Below are 16,577 nucleotides of genomic sequence, written 5' to 3'. Positions count from 1 at the left end.
GACTCCGTTTGATTCCGGCGGGTATCGATCGACGCTTCACAGTTCGGACACTCGTAGGTAAGCGAATCGGCGAGTACGTGGACGATCCAGTCACCAGTAATGTGGCTGTCGTGGCCGCACTCGGGACAGTAGAGCGTCGCCTTGTCGGCCGGCCGTCGCTCAGTAGTGGAAGTAGAGGGCGTCATTCCCTTATCTTCTCTCCGGACAGTCATAACCGTGTCGTACTGTACCCGAGCGTCGACTCGCCCTGACGGCGGCTGTGAGAGCCTCTGAGACGGATCTGAGCGGCTCGGACTTTTCAATGACCGACCGTTTCGGACGAGAACGTGCCTGAAGAAGGGGAGGTCAACGGAGCCGGAGTTTGGCTTAGCCCGCGTCGCTCTGTGCGTGAACGCGATCTGCTCCGAGACCGAGCCACCTCAGTACGGTTCGGCAGAGAAGGAGCACGCCGAGCACGCTGCCGGCGACGAGCGCGACCAGCGGGGCGAGCAGCACGCCGCCGGCGTCAGCGACGGTGAGGACGTACACGCTCGCGATCACCCACCAGAGCGTGTAGCCGGCGAGCACGCCGAGAACGAGAGACGCTCCGATCCGTCGGCGGCTCGTATCGCTGCGTTGCGTTCGGTCATCGGATCCGACGTACGCCGAGGCGAGTCGCACGCCGTGTCGCACCACGCGATCCAGTACCGACATCGCGAGGAGCCCCGGAGCGAGAAGCGTTGCAGGGACGAACACGGGGGCGACGATCGTCGCGACGATCCCGCCGTCGAACACGGATCCGGGCTCCGTCACCCAGACGACGGCGAGTGTCACGGTGAGCGCGGCGAGCGACGGCTCCACCGCTCGTCGGCGAACCGACGGCGAGAGCGACGTTCGGGTCATCCGGGTCCCTCACTGAAACCGCCGAACCGTCCCGAAAGGCGCGATCGGATGACGTTCTCGAGGAGCCCGACGATCGCGAATCCGACCGCGATCGGCCCGAGAAAGAGGAGGAATACCGGTCCGCCTTCGCTGCCGGCGAACGTCTGGCCCAGGAGGACCGGCACGACGAGCGCGAGGAAACACGCGGTCGGTGCGACCAGCCCGCGGGCGACGGCGGCACCGACGGGGACCGCCGCAGCGAGCCCGGTCGTCACGGCGAGGAGGGGAAGGATCCCGGCCGGATTCACGCCGATTCCCGCCATCCACGCCACGACGGCCACGCCGAACGTGCCTCCGGCTGCACCGGCCACGAGGGCGACCTCCCGTCGACTTGACGGCAACGGTGGGAGGTTGCGGAGCCGCTCGTCACCCACTCCGTAGTGGTGGCGAAGCCCGTACTCGACGGCGGCGAGGACGACGAACGTCGCGAGCCACACCTCCCACGTCCACACGTACCTCGCGAGGGAGACGGGACCGTCGACGACGAGGTGTCCGCCGAGTTCCGACCACACCGGCGTCGGCGAGGCGACGTCCCGATACGTCGCCCACGCGAGCAGCGCGGGGAGCCCGACGACCGGCGAGAGCAATCGGGTGTGCACAGTGAGGAGGACGACGAGGAACCCGAACGCGAAGACGAATGCCGCGTTCTCAACCGAGGCAAGCGGCCACAGGGAGTCGGGAACGTGGCCGAGCAAGCGGAACAGGAACTCGACGACACCGAGGTGGGCGAACCCGCCGATCGTCGCGACGAGAAGCGTTCGAAGCGAGGGCGTACTCATCGTGATCGTCTCATACGGACTCCTCGACGACGGCGGTGTACACTATCCTTCTCACGGCCCCCACCGGGAACGTCACCCACCGTGTGATCATGAATCCGAGGGCGACGACGCCGACCACGAGCAGTATCTCCGCCATCAGCAACGAGTTGCGCTCGAATACTCTTGGTTCTTGCTCCCAAGGTGAGGGCTTCGACTATCAAAACACACGAGGTTGGCGGCTGTTCAGCGGCGATATCGCTAAAGTCCCCGGCTGGACCGGGGAGGATAAACGATCAGTGACTCAAATGGTCGTCTCTCAGCCGTGTTAAGCCGCGAACCAGACGAATTGATAGGGCGCTGAAGACCGTCCGACGGGGTCGACCCCTGTCCGGTATTATCAACCGGCTGGACACAAAGAGAATGATATAATGAAGCAGAGTGCCGTCGAAAGGAGGCGCCGGGGGCCGGACGTCGACGTCTCCACGCTCCTCGGAGACGACCACGAGGCGTTCACGGCGGTCCTCTCGGGCGAGGGGACCGGGCCGGTTGCCGTCGTCGGCGATCCGTTCTCCGGACGCGGATCCGTTCTAGACCGTGCTGTGCGGGATCTGGACGCAACCCGGGTTAGCCTTGGCCCGGGCGACGGGGTCGACCAAATCCGGGCGAGGATCAACGGGGGGCCAATCGTGATAGAGAACTGCCAGCACCTGTACGAGCGTCGCATCGGCGGCTTCGAGGAGCTGTCCGCGTTTCTCGACGACCTGGCGAGCATCGATGCGACGGTGGTGACGGGCTGGAACCGGTACGCGTGGACGTACCTCGCGGCGGTGCAGGCCCTCGGTCAGGAGTTTCCCATCACCGTTGAGGTCCAGCCCCTTCCCGCAGAACGGATCGCGGAACTCGTGCGAGATCGGTACGACGAGATGCCGGCGTTCGTCGCAGACGACCCCGAGCGGGACGGCTTGGTCGTCACGACGCGCCACGAGGTCGGCTGGCGGGACTGGTCCGTATCGGTGCCGGTCCCTATGCTGAGCCCAGTCGCAGTCAGAGACCTGCTTTCGGATAGAAATCTGGGTCCAAAGGACGTGACGTTCGGCCGGCTCGCTGCTGTTTCGAACGGGAACCTCGGCGTCGCCACGGCTATCTGGGAGGCCCGACAGGGGCCGGAGGTACGCCCGAGCGACATGGCCGTCCCCGCATCCGACCGGGACCTAGACCGCGAGGAAGCGTTCTGTCTGCGGATCGTGCTCGCAAAAGAGCGGGTCAACCGGGCACAGCTCACGGGAATCGTTGACAGACTCGATCGGGTTCTCGGGCGTCTCGCGCGCGACGGCCTCGTCACGGTCGAGGACGATACCGTGGAACTGGTATCGGCGGCAGTGCCGGCCGCCGTGACGGCGACCGAACGGGGGCGGATACTGTGACCATCCTCCAGGCGCTAGTAGACCTGGGGATAGGCCAGGAGACGCTCACGAGAATGGTGGGCGTGCTCGTGGCCGCGTACCTAGCCGCCTGGTTCGTCGGATACGTGCTCACGGCGGTCGTCGAGCGGATTCCTCACCGACGGATCAGCATCAAGATTTTCATTCCGATCGCGCGAGTTCTCATCTACGGAACCGCGGCGTATCTGGTTCTAGGGCCGTTGCTCCAACTATCGGCCGTACAGTTGCTCGCAGTGTCGGGGCTGTTCGGGGCGGCTCTGGGGTTCGGCCTGAAGGACCTCTTCGCGGGGATAATCGGTGGACTGGTGCTCGTTACCGAGCAACCTTACCAGGTCGGCGACAAGGTCACCATCGACGGCGACTACGGCGAGGTAACCGACATCGACCTCCGTGCGACGACGCTGAGGACGCCCGACGACAGCGCCGTAAGTATCCCGAACGCAACGATGTTCACTGCGAACGTCTCGAACGCCAACGACGGCCAGCCGGAGATGATGGTCGTCGTCGAACTCGCAGTCACCGCCTCTGTCGACGTCGAGCGAGCGAGCGCGATCGTCGAGGAAGCCATGGTGACCTCGAAGTACGTCTACGCCGACGACGACCATCGGTTCGCGGTCCTGGTCGAGGACGAGTCCTACTATCGGACGATTCGCGGCAAGGCGTATGTGGCCGACCTGCGCGACGAGTTCGCGTTCGCCTCGGACGTGACAGAGCGCTCGATGGCCGCCTTCGCCAGCGAAGGGATCGAAATACCCGAGGCGCCCGTCCACGTCTCCGAGCACTGCTGACGCTGCGTGTCGCCAGTTGGTTTCGCCCGACCGAAGCGAGTATCTCGAAGTCTATTCTGGAGCTGATCGCTGCTCAGGCCCGGCTAGATGCCGCTCGTCGGAACGAATTACCTTACGCGTTATCATCTGAAACGACTACAGGGAACGTATCTCGTACAGGACCATCTGCAAATGCGACCAAGTTCGATCGGTCAGACGTGATCGTCGAGCGCAGCGTCACCTCACGACCCCACCATCGTCGGTGCCCGGTCGCGGACTGACACACCCGCGAGCGCACCGAGGGTGGTCGCGACGCGGCTGCCAGAGGAGTCTGCAACGGGGAAGCGGGGGCTGTGCTCTAGGCGGCGCAGTTGTTCGGCCCCAGTTCGAGCTCCGTCGCCTCGCTCTCGTCGTCGACGGTGTCTCTGCCGGTGTTGATAGCGATAACCGCCTCGTAGTTCGGGGGCTTCTCCGGGGCATCCTCGGTCAATCGCTCGACGAACGCTTCACGATCGAGCCCGAGGAAGTCGAGGTCATCACGGAGGTCCCCGAGCCGAGCCTCGAGGGGCTCACCCGGCGAGCCGTTCTCGTACCGGCCGTCGCTCGTGACGGTGAGATGACCCGGCAGGACCGTCGTGTCGTCGGGAAGGTCGAGGATCGTCTCGTGGAGCGAGTCGTACAGCAGTTCCGCTCCCCGCGAGGCGTCGTCTTCGCCGAACTGGAGTTCCGTCCGTCCGACGGAGTCGACGAACAGCGTATCGCCCGTCAACAGGAGTTCGCCGTCGACGAGGTAGTTCATCATCTCCGAGGTGTGCCCGGGCGTGTGCAATGCTTCGATCTCGACGCCGCCAACGTCGATGACGTCCCCATCCGACAGCGGGTCGTATTCGTACTCGACGCCGCGCTCGCGGGCTGTGTCGCCGAGGTGATAAGGCACGCCGATCTCGTCGGCGAGCGCCGAACCGCCCGAGATGTGGTCGGCGTGGACGTGCGTATCGAGCACGCGCGAAATGGAGAGCCCGGCGTCCTGGGCGGCGATTTTGAACTGGTCGGTTTGTCGGGTCGCATCGACCACGACGGCCTCTTCTGCCTCCGTGGAGCCGACGACGTAGCCGAGACAGCCCTTCGCTCGGCGCTGGACCTGCCGGACGACGAGGTCGTCGTTGGCTGTCTCGATGGGGACGACCTCGTAGAGTTTGCTCCAGTCTTCCATGCCGCCAGTAACGACCGAGACGTCCTCGTAGCCGTGCTCGTCGAGTGCGAACGCAAACGGCGTCGACGTCAGGCCCTTGCCACAGATGACGACGACCGGCCGGTCGTCGACCAGCGCGTTCACTTCGTTCAGTTGGTCCTCGCTCAGTCCCTCGTCCGGGTCATAGGGGACGTTCTCCGCGTCGCGCACGTGCCAAGCGTCGTAGCTGTCTTCGGGGCGCGTGTCGATGAGCGTGAACTGTTCGTCGGCGTCGATCCCGTCCGCGAGTTGTTCCGGAGTGGTGTTCTTGACCATCTATCTCATCTGTGTCGTGTCGAGTTTGCCGTTCGTCGGATCCGTCGCGTTCGCTGCCGCCGCCTAACGCGTTCGAGTACGTCCTTCTTCAATGAAAGTGTTGCCGCGTGAAATCATGGACGTCGCGCAGTACGCCTCGACGGACGTGTCGTCGATGTCGGGCTGGCTGAACGGATAGTGTCGGTCTACGGACGTTTTCTGCGTCCGTCCGCCGTCGTCTGCGGTTTCGACCAGTCCCATCACCCCGTAGTCGTCGGGTGAGTGTCCCTCGGGATATTCGACGATGAAATCAACCATGCGCTTCTTCGAGATCCGTGAGGACGTCGTCGATCTGTTCACGGTTCTCGGGTTCTATCTTGTTATCGAGTGAGAACGAAACCGTCGTAACGTGCTTGCATGCCCTGTATCGTCGTACGGACAGCCATAGCAGACATCTGTAATAGATATCTGTAATAGAGATCTGTATCAGTAGTCGGTTCGTCCGGCGAGCGGCGATGTCGAACGGCGACGACGGACACCGAGGCACAACGGTCGCGAGAGGCCCATCGGCTACTCGTCGGCGACGCAGTACCCGATCGCGGTTCGACGGCAACGGGACGGCTCGGTCAGTCGTACTTACGAAACCCGATCTCGCGAGCCAGCTCCCGAAACGATTGCCGGCAGAGCCAGATGTCGTACGTGCCGACCAGGCCCTGTTCGCGACCGGTGTCCCGACAGACGTGTCGGTTGTCGATGCGCTCCCCGTTCGTCTCGGCCTGCCCGTCGGATGCGTCGGTCCCGTCGTTCGATCCGTTCGACGACGAGGCCGGCGTTTCGCGAGTCACGCCAGCCTCTCCGCGGTCCGCCTCAGCGACGGATCGATCGTCTTGTCGTCGGCGAGTTCCTCGAGCGCCGCCGTGGCGTGACAGTCGGCCAAGCCGTCGAGTGCGCGCCGACGGAACTCGCCTCCGAGACCGTCCATGCGGACGAGAAGCGCGAGGTTCGTCGTCTCGTTCGTGCGGACGAGCGTCTCGATCGCCTCGAAGCGTCGTGTTGATGATACGTCCTTCTTGACTGCGGTTTGGAATGTCGTAGACATCGTTCGTTGGTTCCGTTGATTTCGTTGGTCTTCGCGGTGTTATCGCGCATCCTCAAGCGAGCAGTACGAATCCTCCCGAGCGGAGATCCAGGTGGTCACCGGGTCGTCCACGGGCACGATCGAGTAGATCGTACACAGGTCCGATCCCGATTCCATCGGTTCGATGACCGAACGACACGCTAGCGTCGGGGGCTCCGTGGCCGATGGCGGTCCTGGTTCAGGCACGTCGTCGTTCGGATGCTGGTGTGTCAATCCGCGATCCCGATCTCCTCTCGTCCGTCGTGCTCGACGTCTTCCGACCCGCCGCCCGCTTCTTCGGACGGCTCGAACGTCGGGAACCGATCGTCGAACGCCCCCCAATCGGCCCCCATCTCCTCGTTGGTGAGGAGGGATGCCTCGAGGTGGTTCCGGATCGGTCCGTGGTCGATGTCGGTTCCGATAACGACCAGCCGCGTGCCGCGATCGCCCCACTCGTCGTCCCACGTCTCTTCGAGTTCAGGGTACGCCTCGAACTGCTCCATGCGTTCTTCGGGCGGGAGGCTCGCGACCCAGGCCCCGGCGGGAGCAACCCGGATCGACTTCCCGGCGACGTTCAGCATGAGCGCCCGTTCCTCGCGGCCGGCGAGCCAGAAGTGACCCTTCGATCTGACGACGGACTCCGGGAACGCGTCGAGCAGGTCGGCGAAGCGTTCGGGGTGGAACGGCCGCCGTGCCTCGAAGACGAACGAGGTCACGCCGTGTTCCTCCTCGGCCGATTCGTGCGGTTCCTGGAGCTCCCGTATCCAGCCCGCCGAGCGGCTCGCCGCCTCGAAGTCGAACCGACCGGTGTCGATCACTTCGTCGATATCGATCCGGCCATGCGTCGTCCGAACGATCTCGGCGCGTGGCTGGAGGACCTCCAGCGTCCCTTCGATCCCGTCGAGCGTCGCCTCGTCGACGAGGTCACACTTGTTCAAAAGCAAGACGTCACAGAACTCCACCTGTTCGACGAGTAGATCGCCGAGATGCTTTTTCGTCCCGTCGTCGTCGAGGATTTCGTCGGACTGCATCGCCTCGTTGAACTGGTGGGCGTCGACGACCGTCACCGCCGTATCGAGGTGACAGTTCTCGAGCGGCTCGATGCCCGTCTCCTCGTAGAACTCCGTCGGATCGAGGTTCGACTGGTCGAAACCGAGCGTCAGCGTCTGTGCGACGGGAAGAGGTTCGGCGACGCCCGTCGATTCGACCACGATCGCGTCGAAATCCCGGTCGCGCGTGAGTCCGCCGATCGCATCCAACAGGTCGCCGCGCAGTTCACAGCAGATACATCCGTTCGAGAGCTCGATCAACTCCTCTTCGTCAGCCGAAATGTCGGAGGACTCGGCGACGAGGTCCGCGTCGACGTTTACTTCGCCCATGTCGTTGACGAGCACGGCGAGATCCAAGTCGCCGCTCTCGTGCAGCAGGTGATTGAGCGTCGTCGTCTTCCCAGCACCGAGCATTCCGGAAAGGACCGTCACAGGGATCGTCTGCTCGTCCATGTGTTATCAACAGAGTGGCGTTTACTAATATATCTTATTATCTTATCCAAAATTCTTATTAACAAGTGGCGGCTGTCTACGAGTACGACGCGACGTCTCTCGCATGAAGACACACGACTCAACCCGGAAGTTCGGCTGCACCGTCGTGGGCGGAGGGATCCAGGGAACGTATCTCGCACAGCGTCTCCTCGAAGACACCCCTTTCGACGAGTCGGACGTCCGCATCGTCGACCCACACGACCGATTGCTGGCGTCGTTCCGCGAGAAGGCGAAGGCCTGTGGGATGGAGACGCTCCGATCGACGTTCGTTCATCACGTCGGGACCGAGCCGTTCGCCCTCGAGAGCTTCGCGGAGGCGAACGATCGGGAGGACGAGCTCGTTCCGACCGTCGACTACCCACAACGTCCCTCCCTCGATCTCTTCTTGGATTTCGCGGAGTACGTGATCGAACGGAAAGGGCTCGAGTCGCTACATCACCAGGCCTCAGTCGAGGGGATCCACGACCTCCCCAATGCGACGGGCTTTCGCTTGGAAACGGCCGACGGCCCCGTCGAGACCGACTACTGCGTGTTGGCGATCGGTCACGGGGGGCGGTATCGATGGCCCGACTGGGCCACCGACACCGAACGGGTCGAGCACGTGTGGGAGGGGTTCGATCCCGAGGCGTCCGTCGATCGGACGATCGTCGTCGGCGGAGGCATCACCGCCGCACAGCTCGCGTGTGAGTTGAGCGCGACCCAGTCGGTGGTCCTCCTCTCGCGTCACCCGCTCGAGTGGGAGGTGTCGGAGGCGGACCCGCCGTGGATCAACTGGTCGCACATCAAACGCAACCTCCACCGACACCCGCCGGGATCGAAGGACCGGTTCGACGAGGTCACAGCGGCTCGAAACACCGCGACCGTCCCGCCGTACTTGTATCCGGAGTTCGAAGCCCGGATCGACGAGGGGACCGTCACGCTGACACAAGGGAACGTCGATTCGGCGATCGTCGAGAACGGAGCCATTCGGCTCTCGTTGGACCACGGCTTGCACCTCCGTGCGGACCGTGTCGTCCTCACGACCGGCTTCGAGCCGGTGTTCGATCACCCGTTCGTCGAGCGTATCGTCGGCGAACTCGACCTCGCTCGAGGCTATCGGGGGATGCCCATCCTCGACGACGATACGCTCGCCTGGCAGGACGAGGACGGCCGATCCGTGCCGCTGTACGCCTCCGGAGCGCTGGCGCTCGGATCCGTCGGTCCGTACGCGCCCAACGTACCGGGGGTCAGGCGCTCAGGTGATCGCATCGCGGCGGCCATTCGAGACGACCTCGATCGGGCGAAGGGGGACGCTCACGGGGAGCAGGTGCAGAGAGTGGCGACAGGGAACGGTGCAAACGATACGTACAGACATTGAATATAGATAATATATACAGACAATCGTAACGGACAGACATTACAGATAACTATTACAGACATATACCACAGATAGATATAATAGATGAAAGGAACAGAAGTCGCGGACGTGAACCACAGACAGAGGGCGAGGACGGGTGACAGACGTCCAGTAGCGACGCCGTACCGAGGGTGCAAACGGGATGACGGAACACCGTTCCCGACGGAAAGCGATACTCACCATACGCATAAAACATCTGTAACAGACATCTGTAATAGAAATCTGTACAGAGTGTCTGACACAGATTTATGCTACAGTGACTGGAACGACGGTGTATGATAACGGCCGTAGTCTACTCCGAATCGGGCGGGACGTACAAGACGACGATGACGGCGAACCTCGCCGTCGCATTGGAGCGGATGGGGCTGAACACCCTCGTCCTGGACCTCGATCCACAGGAGGGGAACCTCACGAGCCTCTTCGACGTCGGGGAACGCCGGAGCGATCCCGACGCGGACAACCTGGTCAAACACGTCCTCGACATGCCGGACGGGCCGTTCGACGAGCTCGTGGAAACGAGCGACGAGGGCGTCGACGTCGTCCCGAGCCACGACATGCTCGGCGACTTCACCTCGAACCTCGAACAGAAGATCTCCTACGAGACCGGGATGAAGAACATGAGCCGCGAGGAGTACCCGCGCTTCGAGCTCCTGTACGACCTCCTCTGGGACCGACAGGAGCTGCACCGAGAGTACGACGCGGTCCTCATCGATCCGAACGCGCGCGCGGAAGACCTCCTCTACAACGCTATCTTCGCCCTCCGGACGCTCGTCGCCCCCGTGAAGCCGGCCGGAAAAGGGAACTTGAGCCTGGAGGGCCTCGAGGAGCTCGTCGGCAACATGGAGCGACAGCTCGACATCGAGATCGGCCTCTCCTGTGTCGTCCCGTCTGGGGTGGGCCAGACGAACGCACACCGACAGTACCAGCGTCGGTTCGAGGAGACGGCGTCGTTCGCGACGCCCGTCACCATCGGGAACCGGGAGAGCCTGATGGACGCCATGTGGGAAGCGCGAGGGTCGGCGTTCAAGGTCGTCGAGGAGCGCTGGAAAACCTTCGAGCGCGACGGCAAGATGGTGAGCGAGCCCGGCCAACGCCGGGTACGCGACCGCGAGATCGAGACGCTGGTCGACCTTTACGAGCTCGCCCGGTTCGTCGCTACCGACACCTTCGACGCTGAGGTCGACCCGGTGTTGCGGCTCGATATCCAGGGCCAAAACGTGCGAACCATCGATCCGCGTGACGCCGACACGACGGGGGTAACCTCGGCATGAGCAACTTCAAGTCAGGGTCGGGGAACCTCGATTTCGGCGCGGAGAAGGAACGATCGAACGACGAGGCGGACGGGGCGGACGACGCGGACGACGCGGACGGGGTAAACGAGGACGCGAGAGAGGGCTCGGCGGATTCGACCACGGAGCCGACCGCGGAGCGGACGGCGTCGGACACCGCGACCGACGACGCGACCGGCTCCGAAACGGAGAGACACGAGTATCCGTACTTCGTTCGGCGGAGCAACGTCGGCGACGAGCGCGACACACGCCTCGAGATCCACGTCCGGGACGAGGTCGCGGAGGGGGAGGCGGCGTTCCGCAACGAGCTGGCCGAGCGATTGGAAACGAACGAGGTCTCGAAAACGGACGCCCGTGAGTTCGCGCTATTGGCCGCGTTCCGCCATCCGGAGCGAGTCGCCGAGCTGATGCGGGACGAAGGGTTCGGCGCGCTCTGAGGAGGAAACGCACGGAACACGCGAACGGCTTCGGTCGACACCGTTACGCCCCGAGGGAGCCGGATTCGCTTGTCGGGTGAAAACAATTATCACGACAGGGCGCGACAGTACCACCGATGGGACAAACGATCGAACTCAGTGACGACGTCGCGGAACGCATCGACGGCCACCTCGAGGACGGGGAGACGCCCGAAGAGTTCATCGAGGAACTGTTGTCGATATACGAACAGGAGGGGCGATTCCTCCAAGAGGGGATCTGATCCGATCGGCGGGAGCCCGTGGAAGCCATCGAAGTTCGACGGCCGGAATCCATCGGGATCGGTCGGTGTCAAGCAAACGGGGTGATCGCTCTCCGGGACGTACGGAACGTTACACGCATAGATACGTAATTCAGACACTGGCCAGTAATCGATCCATAACCGATCCGGTAGGAGCCTCATAACCGTGCGTAGAGCGCACCTCTCACGGACGATACGACACGACAGCTCCGAGTAAAAGCCCCCTACGGCCCGCTATCGAGTCGGCAACCCACCGAAGCCGCCCGAGAATTATCGATCCGTGGGAACCGGCGACGTGTTAACGTCGGGGAGCGACGACGGATCCGGCATGTACGACGTCATCCTGGTGGCCACCGATGGAAGCGATCCCGCCAACCGGGCGATCACGGCCGCGCTCGAGCACGCCGAGCGGTTCGGGGCGACGCTCCACGCCGTGTACGTGGTAGACATCGATCGGTACGTCGAACCCCTACTGAGCGACGCGGACGTGGCGAAGCGGGAGGTAGAGGCGTGGGGAAGCGAGCGCCTCGAGGAGGTGACAGAGCAGGGACGATCGCTCGGGGTGGAAGTCGTGACCCGGTGTTGCCACGGAAAGCCGTCCAAAGAGATCATTAACTACGCGGACGCCATCGATGCCGATCTCGTCGTGATCGGCTACCAGGGGTACGCGCACGCGGACACCGACCACATCGGCAGCGTCGCCGATCGCGTCGTCCGGAACGCGGGGCGGTCGGTGCTGATCGCATGATCGTCGACCACGGGAGGAGCGACCGCTCGTTCAGTCCCTCAGGTCGTTGGGATCTCCGATGTCGTCGGAGCGATCGCCGTCGGAACGGCTCCGGTCCCTTTGAGGTCCCGAATCGGGGATGCCCGCCGCGACCGAGCACGTCACTTCGATCCCCGTCGGGCCCTCGATCGTGTACGTCACGTCCGTCTCGCTGAGAAGGTACTCGCTGATGTTCTGTCCCCCGTTCGAGAGCCGAACGCGCTCCTCGAGTAGGCCCGCGTCGACGAGCCGTCCGACCTTCCGGTACGCCGTCGCCGACGGGATCTCACAGCCGTCGGTGATCTCCGCGACGGAACGTGGCTCCGTCCCGACGACGGTGAGGATCCGGCGGGCGTCCGCGTCGGCGAGAGCGCTCAACACTTCTTCAGGCGAATCGGACGGGGAGTGACGGTCAACCATCGGTGAGTCGGTGGGGCGGAGGAGGACGTCGATCGGAACGCCGGCTCGATGCGACGACGGCGTGCGACGGTGCCTCGCTTCCGGTCGGGAGGGAGTACACGCGTCTCACATATAAATATCCACACCGATCCGTGTGGTGGACGCAGCACCGGTCGCCTGTGCCGCGTCGATCCCGGGTCACACCGGCCGGCATTGAAGTTCAGTATCGGTGACACCATGCACGTTTATGAGGTTCTCAACCGATGGATGACGTATGAATTTCGACGAGTTCACGGGGCAGGTACAACACCGGCTACGACTGTCCGACACGGGGAGGGCGGTCCGGTCGATCCGCGCCACGCTCATGACGCTCGGGGAGCGGATACCCGAGGGGGCCGCCGAGGACTTCGCGGCGTCGCTTCCGATGGAGATCGACTGGTACATGACCGGAGCGGTTCACGAACACGGACAACGGTTCGATTGGCGGGAGTTCGTCGCTCGGGTCAGCGATATCTCGGGCGTCGATCCGGCGGAGGCCGCCTACCACGCCCGCGTCATCGTCGATTTGGCGAGCACGCTCGTCCCGCCGTCGGACCTCCGGGACCTCCGCAACCAGCTCCCGGAGAGCGAGGACGACGAGGCGTGGGTGAACCTGTTCGAGGTCGTCGACGCCGGCGGGTGGGCCGACCCCGAGGGCGACGCGTCGACCGACGGATCGACGTAGCGGTCACCCCGTCCGTTCCCGAGGTCGGCGAACCGTGAGGACGGGGGCGTCGGACAGCCGAACGACCCGTTCAGCGACGCTTCCGAGGGCGGCTCGCCGGACTCCGGTCCGACCGTGGGTGCTCATCACGACGAGGTCGATCCCGTGCTCCCGAGCGTACGCGAGGATCTCTCGGTGGGGTGTCCCCTCCCGGACCGTCGTGACCACGCGGATCCCGCGTGGTTCGGCCCGGGCGGCGATGTCCGCGAGAGCCCGGCGGGCCTCCGACCGCATCGCTTCGACGACCTCATCGGTGCCCGGATCGAGGGCGTAGACCGGTTCGACCACGAACAGCCCGTGGACCGTCGACCCGTACGTCGCCGCGATATCGAGCGCGTGATCGACCGCGCGCTCGGCTACCTCGCTCCCGTCGACCGGAACCAGGACGTCGTCGTACATCTCCGTTCGAGGTTCGGGGGCGATCCCCTTGAGTCCGGTCGGTCGTTCCCCGGCGACGGGACCCACCACTATCGGCCCCGACGCCGCCGGAACAGCTTGTGGAGTTCGACGAGGACGATCACCGACGGCGCGACGAGGACGATCCGGACCCACGTGTCGGCGGCGATCGGTTCCAACCCGAGCAGGAACTGCGTGGGCCCGAAATGCATCGCCCCGACGTGGATCGAGATCGCGACTGCCGTACCGACGAGCAGCAGGGGGTTCGACAGCGGGTTCTTCGCGAGGACCGAGCGCGTCTCGGACCGACACGTCCCGACGAACATCGCCATCGAGACCACCATCATCGTGAGCGCGGCCGTCTGTGCGTACGGCAGCGTCGCGTCCGTGGTGATCTCCCACCAGAACGTCCCGACGGCGAGGACGGCGAGCAACACGCCGACGAGAACCGTCCGTTCGAGGAGGACTGCGGAGAGCAGCCCCGCATCCGGGTCGTAGGGGGGGCGCTCGAACTGCTCGGATTCTCCGGGCTCGAACGCGAGCGCGACGTCCTGAATGCCGTTATTCACCACGTTGAGCCACAGCGCCTGTGCGGGCAACACGAGAAGCGGGAACGTCCCGACGGCGTCCCGGGGAAGGACGCCGAGGATCGCGAGCCCGAACGCGGCCAGGATCGCGAGCACGAGCCCGACGCCGGTCGCGAGGAGGAACGCCGTCGCCTTCCGGATGTTCGAAAACACCGTCCGCCCCTCCTCGACGGCGGCGTAGATCGTCGAGAAGTCGTCGTCGGTGAGGACCATCTCGCTGGCTTCCTTGGCGACGTCGGTGCCGGTGATCCCCATCGCCGCGCCGATGTGAGCCGCCTTGAGAGCGGGCGCGTCGTTCACCCCGTCGCCGGTGACCGCGACGGTCTCGCCGTCCGCTTGGAGGCGAGTGACGATCCGAAGCTTCTGTGTCGGGCTGATCCGGGCGAGCACCGACGTCGAGGCGAGCCGCTCGGAGAGCTGGTCGTCGGAGAGCGTCCCGACCTCCGTCCCGGTGAGCACCGAGTCGGCGTCGATCCCGACGTCGGCGGCGATGGCGCGTGCGGTATCGGCGTGGTCGCCGGTGACCATCAGGACGCGGATCCCCGCCCGCTTACAGGACGCGACCGCCTCACGAACGCCCTCACGAGGGGGGTCGATCATCCCGACGAACCCGAGGAACGTGAGCCCCGACGGCTCCTCACGGTCGGTGACGTCGCCGTCGGTCCGCGCCGTCCCGAGGACGCGAAGCCCCTCGTTGGCCAGCTCCCGTGCCCGCTCGAGCACGGCCGCCTCGTCGATAGGGGCGCGACCGTCGCCGGTCTCGACGGCGTCGCACAGCTCGACGATGCGCTCGGGAGCCCCCTTGAAGTACGTCGTGACGGCCCCGTCGAACCGGTGGGCCGACGCGGCGTACCGGCGGTCCGACTCGAACGGGACGCTCCCGACCTGCGGATGGAGTTCGAGGAGGGCCTCACGGTCGATCCCTGCTTTTCGTCCCGCGATCAGGAGCGCCGTCTCCGTCGGGTCGCCGACGCTCTCGACGTCGCCGTCGGGACCGGTGCCGAGCGACGCCTCGTTGGCGAGGGTGCCCGCGAGGACGGCCTCGTACAGCGGGGTGCCGGCCTCGACCGACACTGACTCGCCGTCACGCCGGAACTCGCCGGCCGACGACGGGGCGGTTCCGGTCACCTCCGTGAGGCCGTCTACGGTCCACACACGCGTGACCGCCATGCGGTTCTCGGTGATCGTCCCGGTCTTGTCCGACACGATGACGCTACACGACCCGAGGGTCTCGACCGCCGGCAGCCGCCGGATGATCGCGTTCCGCCCGGCCATCCGTCGCACGCTGACCGCCAGCGCGACCGTCATCACGACCGGGAGCCCCTCGGGAATGGCTGAGACGGCGAGCGCCACGGCCAACAGGAAGACGTCGCCGACGGCAAGCCCCTGTGAGAGCCCGATCAGGAAAACGAGGAGGCCGGCACCGAGGATCCCGACGCTGATCGCGTTCCCGAACCGGTGCATACGGGTTTGCAGCGGGGTCGCCGCCCGTTCCGTACGTCGCATCTCGCCGGCGATCGCCCCGATCTGGGTGTCCCCGCCGGTCGCAACGACGACGCCGACCGCGCGCCCGGAGACGACGGAGGTCCCCATGTAGGCCGTGTTCCGCCGGTCGCCGACCGGGGCGTCGGTCCCGATCGGAGCGGCGTCGAGCGAGACGGGAACCGACTCCCCCGTCAGGATCGCGTTGTCGATCCGGAGCGCGTTCGTCTCGACGAGCCGGACGTCCGCTGGGACGAGGTCCCCGGACTCGAGGAGGACGACGTCGCCGGGGACCAGCGACGACCCGTCGACCTCCCGAACCGTCCCGTCGCGACGGACCCGCGCTTTCGGCGCGACGAGGCTCGCCAGCGCCGCCATCGCGTTCTCGGCGCGGTACTCCTGAACGAAGCCGATCGTGGCGTTGATCACGAGGACCGCGGCGATCACGATCGCGTCCGTGAGGTGGTCGATCGCGACCGTGACGACGAGGGCGACGAGCAGAACGTAGATGAGCGGGCTGGTGAACTGGTGGATCAGGATCCGGAGGGGGCTCGTCGTCTCGCCTTTCGCGATCGCGTTCGGGCCATGTATCGCGAGCCGTTCGTCGACCGCCGCGGACGCGAGCCCGTCGCGGTCCGTGTCGAGTCCGTCGAACACGTCCTCGATCGGGACGTCGTGCCACGTCCGTTCCGCCATTGGCCGTTCGATCCATCGGCACGTGTCACCAAAAAACGAGGGGACGAGGCGGAGCA

19 protein-coding genes are annotated in these 16,577 nt (G+C 65.0%); 8 read left to right on the top strand and 11 right to left on the bottom strand.

The annotated features are described in order from the left end of the window. Positions 1-366: 366 nt before the first annotated feature. Genes GRS48_RS11910 through GRS48_RS15350 form a run of 3 tightly spaced genes read right to left on the bottom strand, consistent with a single transcriptional unit; the run spans position 367 to position 1,836 of the window. Positions 367-882, bottom strand: a complete 516-nt coding sequence (locus GRS48_RS11910) for a hypothetical protein (protein WP_159486758.1) — start codon at positions 880-882, stop codon at positions 367-369. After that, on the bottom strand, positions 879-1,700 hold the full coding sequence (locus tag GRS48_RS11905) for a hypothetical protein (protein WP_159486756.1): 822 nt from the start codon (positions 1,698-1,700) through the stop codon (positions 879-881). Before GRS48_RS11905 ends, GRS48_RS11910 begins: the two co-directional genes overlap by 4 nt. 10 nt (positions 1,701-1,710) lie before the next feature. Then, positions 1,711-1,836: a hypothetical protein gene (locus tag GRS48_RS15350; RefSeq protein WP_255473113.1), complete on the bottom strand. Its 126-nt coding sequence runs from the start codon at positions 1,834-1,836 to the stop codon at positions 1,711-1,713. A 271-nt stretch (positions 1,837-2,107) separates the two neighbouring features. On the opposite strand from GRS48_RS15350, the gene GRS48_RS11900 reads away from it, so the two are divergent. Further along, on the top strand, positions 2,108-3,103 hold the full coding sequence (locus GRS48_RS11900; RefSeq protein WP_159486754.1) for a hypothetical protein: 996 nt from the start codon (positions 2,108-2,110) through the stop codon (positions 3,101-3,103). Further along, positions 3,100-3,909: a mechanosensitive ion channel domain-containing protein gene (locus GRS48_RS11895; protein WP_321168427.1), complete on the top strand. Its 810-nt coding sequence runs from the start codon at positions 3,100-3,102 to the stop codon at positions 3,907-3,909. Before GRS48_RS11900 ends, GRS48_RS11895 begins: the two co-directional genes overlap by 4 nt. A 337-nt stretch (positions 3,910-4,246) precedes the next feature. On the opposite strand, the gene GRS48_RS11890 is transcribed toward GRS48_RS11895, so the two are convergent. The 5 genes from GRS48_RS11890 to GRS48_RS11870 all read right to left on the bottom strand — a co-directional run bounded on the left by GRS48_RS11890 (position 4,247) and on the right by GRS48_RS11870 (position 7,993). Further along, complete coding sequence (locus GRS48_RS11890) at positions 4,247-5,395, bottom strand: MBL fold metallo-hydrolase (protein WP_159486752.1); 1,149 nt, start codon at positions 5,393-5,395, stop codon at positions 4,247-4,249. A 63-nt stretch (positions 5,396-5,458) separates the two neighbouring features. Beyond that, entirely contained in the window at positions 5,459-5,692 is a 234-nt protein-coding gene (locus GRS48_RS11885) for a hypothetical protein (protein WP_159486750.1), read from the bottom strand. Positions 5,693-6,000: 308 nt separating this feature from the next. After that, a complete protein-coding gene (locus GRS48_RS15440) occupies positions 6,001-6,219 on the bottom strand; it encodes a 30S ribosomal protein S14 (protein ID WP_394351202.1) in 219 nt (72 codons plus the stop codon). After that, positions 6,216-6,473 (bottom strand): hypothetical protein, encoded by a 258-nt coding sequence (locus GRS48_RS11875; RefSeq protein WP_159486748.1) that lies wholly within the window; start codon positions 6,471-6,473, stop codon positions 6,216-6,218. The genes GRS48_RS15440 and GRS48_RS11875 overlap by 4 nt, the downstream gene beginning before the upstream one ends. A 248-nt stretch (positions 6,474-6,721) precedes the next feature. Further along, positions 6,722-7,993: a GTP-binding protein gene (locus GRS48_RS11870; RefSeq protein ID WP_159486746.1), complete on the bottom strand. Its 1,272-nt coding sequence runs from the start codon at positions 7,991-7,993 to the stop codon at positions 6,722-6,724. A gap of 103 nt (positions 7,994-8,096) precedes the next feature. Between GRS48_RS11870 and GRS48_RS11865 the strand changes: the two genes are divergently transcribed. The 5 genes from GRS48_RS11865 to GRS48_RS11850 all read left to right on the top strand — a co-directional run bounded on the left by GRS48_RS11865 (position 8,097) and on the right by GRS48_RS11850 (position 12,180). Further along, on the top strand, positions 8,097-9,389 hold the full coding sequence (locus tag GRS48_RS11865) for an FAD/NAD(P)-binding protein (RefSeq protein ID WP_159486744.1): 1,293 nt from the start codon (positions 8,097-8,099) through the stop codon (positions 9,387-9,389). 314 nt (positions 9,390-9,703) lie between these two features. Beyond that, positions 9,704-10,699, top strand: coding sequence for a ParA family protein (locus GRS48_RS11860; RefSeq protein WP_159486742.1), 996 nt, complete (start codon positions 9,704-9,706; stop codon positions 10,697-10,699). Next, the gene (locus tag GRS48_RS11855) at positions 10,696-11,154 is read left to right on the top strand and encodes an acyl-CoA dehydrogenase (protein WP_159486740.1); all 459 of its coding nucleotides are present in this window, start codon (positions 10,696-10,698) and stop codon (positions 11,152-11,154) included. The genes GRS48_RS11860 and GRS48_RS11855 overlap by 4 nt, the downstream gene beginning before the upstream one ends. Before the next feature lie 116 nt (positions 11,155-11,270). After that, entirely contained in the window at positions 11,271-11,414 is a 144-nt protein-coding gene (locus GRS48_RS15125) for a hypothetical protein (protein ID WP_200840269.1), read from the top strand. Positions 11,415-11,760: 346 nt separating this feature from the next. Then, positions 11,761-12,180, top strand: a complete 420-nt coding sequence (locus tag GRS48_RS11850; RefSeq protein ID WP_159486738.1) for a universal stress protein — start codon at positions 11,761-11,763, stop codon at positions 12,178-12,180. A gap of 30 nt (positions 12,181-12,210) precedes the next feature. Here the strand turns inward: GRS48_RS11850 and GRS48_RS11845 are convergent, their stop codons facing one another. Then, positions 12,211-12,618: a helix-turn-helix domain-containing protein gene (locus GRS48_RS11845; protein ID WP_159486736.1), complete on the bottom strand. Its 408-nt coding sequence runs from the start codon at positions 12,616-12,618 to the stop codon at positions 12,211-12,213. Between the two features lie 253 nt (positions 12,619-12,871). Here GRS48_RS11845 and GRS48_RS11840 point away from each other — a divergent pair, with 253 nt between their 5' ends. Continuing rightward, positions 12,872-13,321: a DUF2267 domain-containing protein gene (locus GRS48_RS11840; protein ID WP_159486734.1), complete on the top strand. Its 450-nt coding sequence runs from the start codon at positions 12,872-12,874 to the stop codon at positions 13,319-13,321. Positions 13,322-13,324: 3 nt separating this feature from the next. On the opposite strand, the gene GRS48_RS11835 is transcribed toward GRS48_RS11840, so the two are convergent. Continuing rightward, on the bottom strand, positions 13,325-13,759 hold the full coding sequence (locus tag GRS48_RS11835) for a universal stress protein (RefSeq protein WP_159486732.1): 435 nt from the start codon (positions 13,757-13,759) through the stop codon (positions 13,325-13,327). 68 nt (positions 13,760-13,827) lie between these two features. Beyond that, positions 13,828-16,521 (bottom strand): HAD-IC family P-type ATPase, encoded by a 2,694-nt coding sequence (locus GRS48_RS11830; RefSeq protein WP_159486730.1) that lies wholly within the window; start codon positions 16,519-16,521, stop codon positions 13,828-13,830. Positions 16,522-16,577 lie beyond the last annotated feature (56 nt).

The sequence above is a fragment of the Halorubrum sp. JWXQ-INN 858 genome (genome assembly GCF_009806985.1).
Taxonomy (GTDB): Archaea; Halobacteriota; Halobacteria; order Halobacteriales; family Haloferacaceae; genus Halorubrum.
Note: the sequence above shows the minus strand (reverse complement) of the source record. Positions and strands in the feature narration are given on the sequence as shown.

Coding starts and splice junctions, on each gene's coding strand:
- GRS48_RS11910 (WP_159486758.1), bottom strand. CDS start 882: ATGACCCGAACGTCGCTCTCGCCGTCGGTTCGCCGACGAGCGGTGGAG.
- GRS48_RS11865 (WP_159486744.1), top strand. CDS start 8,097: ATGAAGACACACGACTCAACCCGGAAGTTCGGCTGCACCGTCGTGGGC.
- GRS48_RS11845 (WP_159486736.1), bottom strand. CDS start 12,618: ATGGTTGACCGTCACTCCCCGTCCGATTCGCCTGAAGAAGTGTTGAGC.
- GRS48_RS11830 (WP_159486730.1), bottom strand. CDS start 16,521: ATGGCGGAACGGACGTGGCACGACGTCCCGATCGAGGACGTGTTCGAC.
- GRS48_RS11885 (WP_159486750.1), bottom strand. CDS start 5,692: ATGGTTGATTTCATCGTCGAATATCCCGAGGGACACTCACCCGACGAC.
- GRS48_RS15125 (WP_200840269.1), top strand. CDS start 11,271: ATGGGACAAACGATCGAACTCAGTGACGACGTCGCGGAACGCATCGAC.
- GRS48_RS11860 (WP_159486742.1), top strand. CDS start 9,704: ATGATAACGGCCGTAGTCTACTCCGAATCGGGCGGGACGTACAAGACG.
- GRS48_RS11850 (WP_159486738.1), top strand. CDS start 11,761: ATGTACGACGTCATCCTGGTGGCCACCGATGGAAGCGATCCCGCCAAC.
- GRS48_RS11890 (WP_159486752.1), bottom strand. CDS start 5,395: ATGGTCAAGAACACCACTCCGGAACAACTCGCGGACGGGATCGACGCC.
- GRS48_RS11875 (WP_159486748.1), bottom strand. CDS start 6,473: ATGTCTACGACATTCCAAACCGCAGTCAAGAAGGACGTATCATCAACA.
- GRS48_RS11840 (WP_159486734.1), top strand. CDS start 12,872: ATGAATTTCGACGAGTTCACGGGGCAGGTACAACACCGGCTACGACTG.
- GRS48_RS11870 (WP_159486746.1), bottom strand. CDS start 7,993: ATGGACGAGCAGACGATCCCTGTGACGGTCCTTTCCGGAATGCTCGGT.
- GRS48_RS11835 (WP_159486732.1), bottom strand. CDS start 13,759: ATGTACGACGACGTCCTGGTTCCGGTCGACGGGAGCGAGGTAGCCGAG.
- GRS48_RS11900 (WP_159486754.1), top strand. CDS start 2,108: ATGAAGCAGAGTGCCGTCGAAAGGAGGCGCCGGGGGCCGGACGTCGAC.
- GRS48_RS15350 (WP_255473113.1), bottom strand. CDS start 1,836: ATGGCGGAGATACTGCTCGTGGTCGGCGTCGTCGCCCTCGGATTCATG.
- GRS48_RS11855 (WP_159486740.1), top strand. CDS start 10,696: ATGAGCAACTTCAAGTCAGGGTCGGGGAACCTCGATTTCGGCGCGGAG.
- GRS48_RS11905 (WP_159486756.1), bottom strand. CDS start 1,700: ATGAGTACGCCCTCGCTTCGAACGCTTCTCGTCGCGACGATCGGCGGG.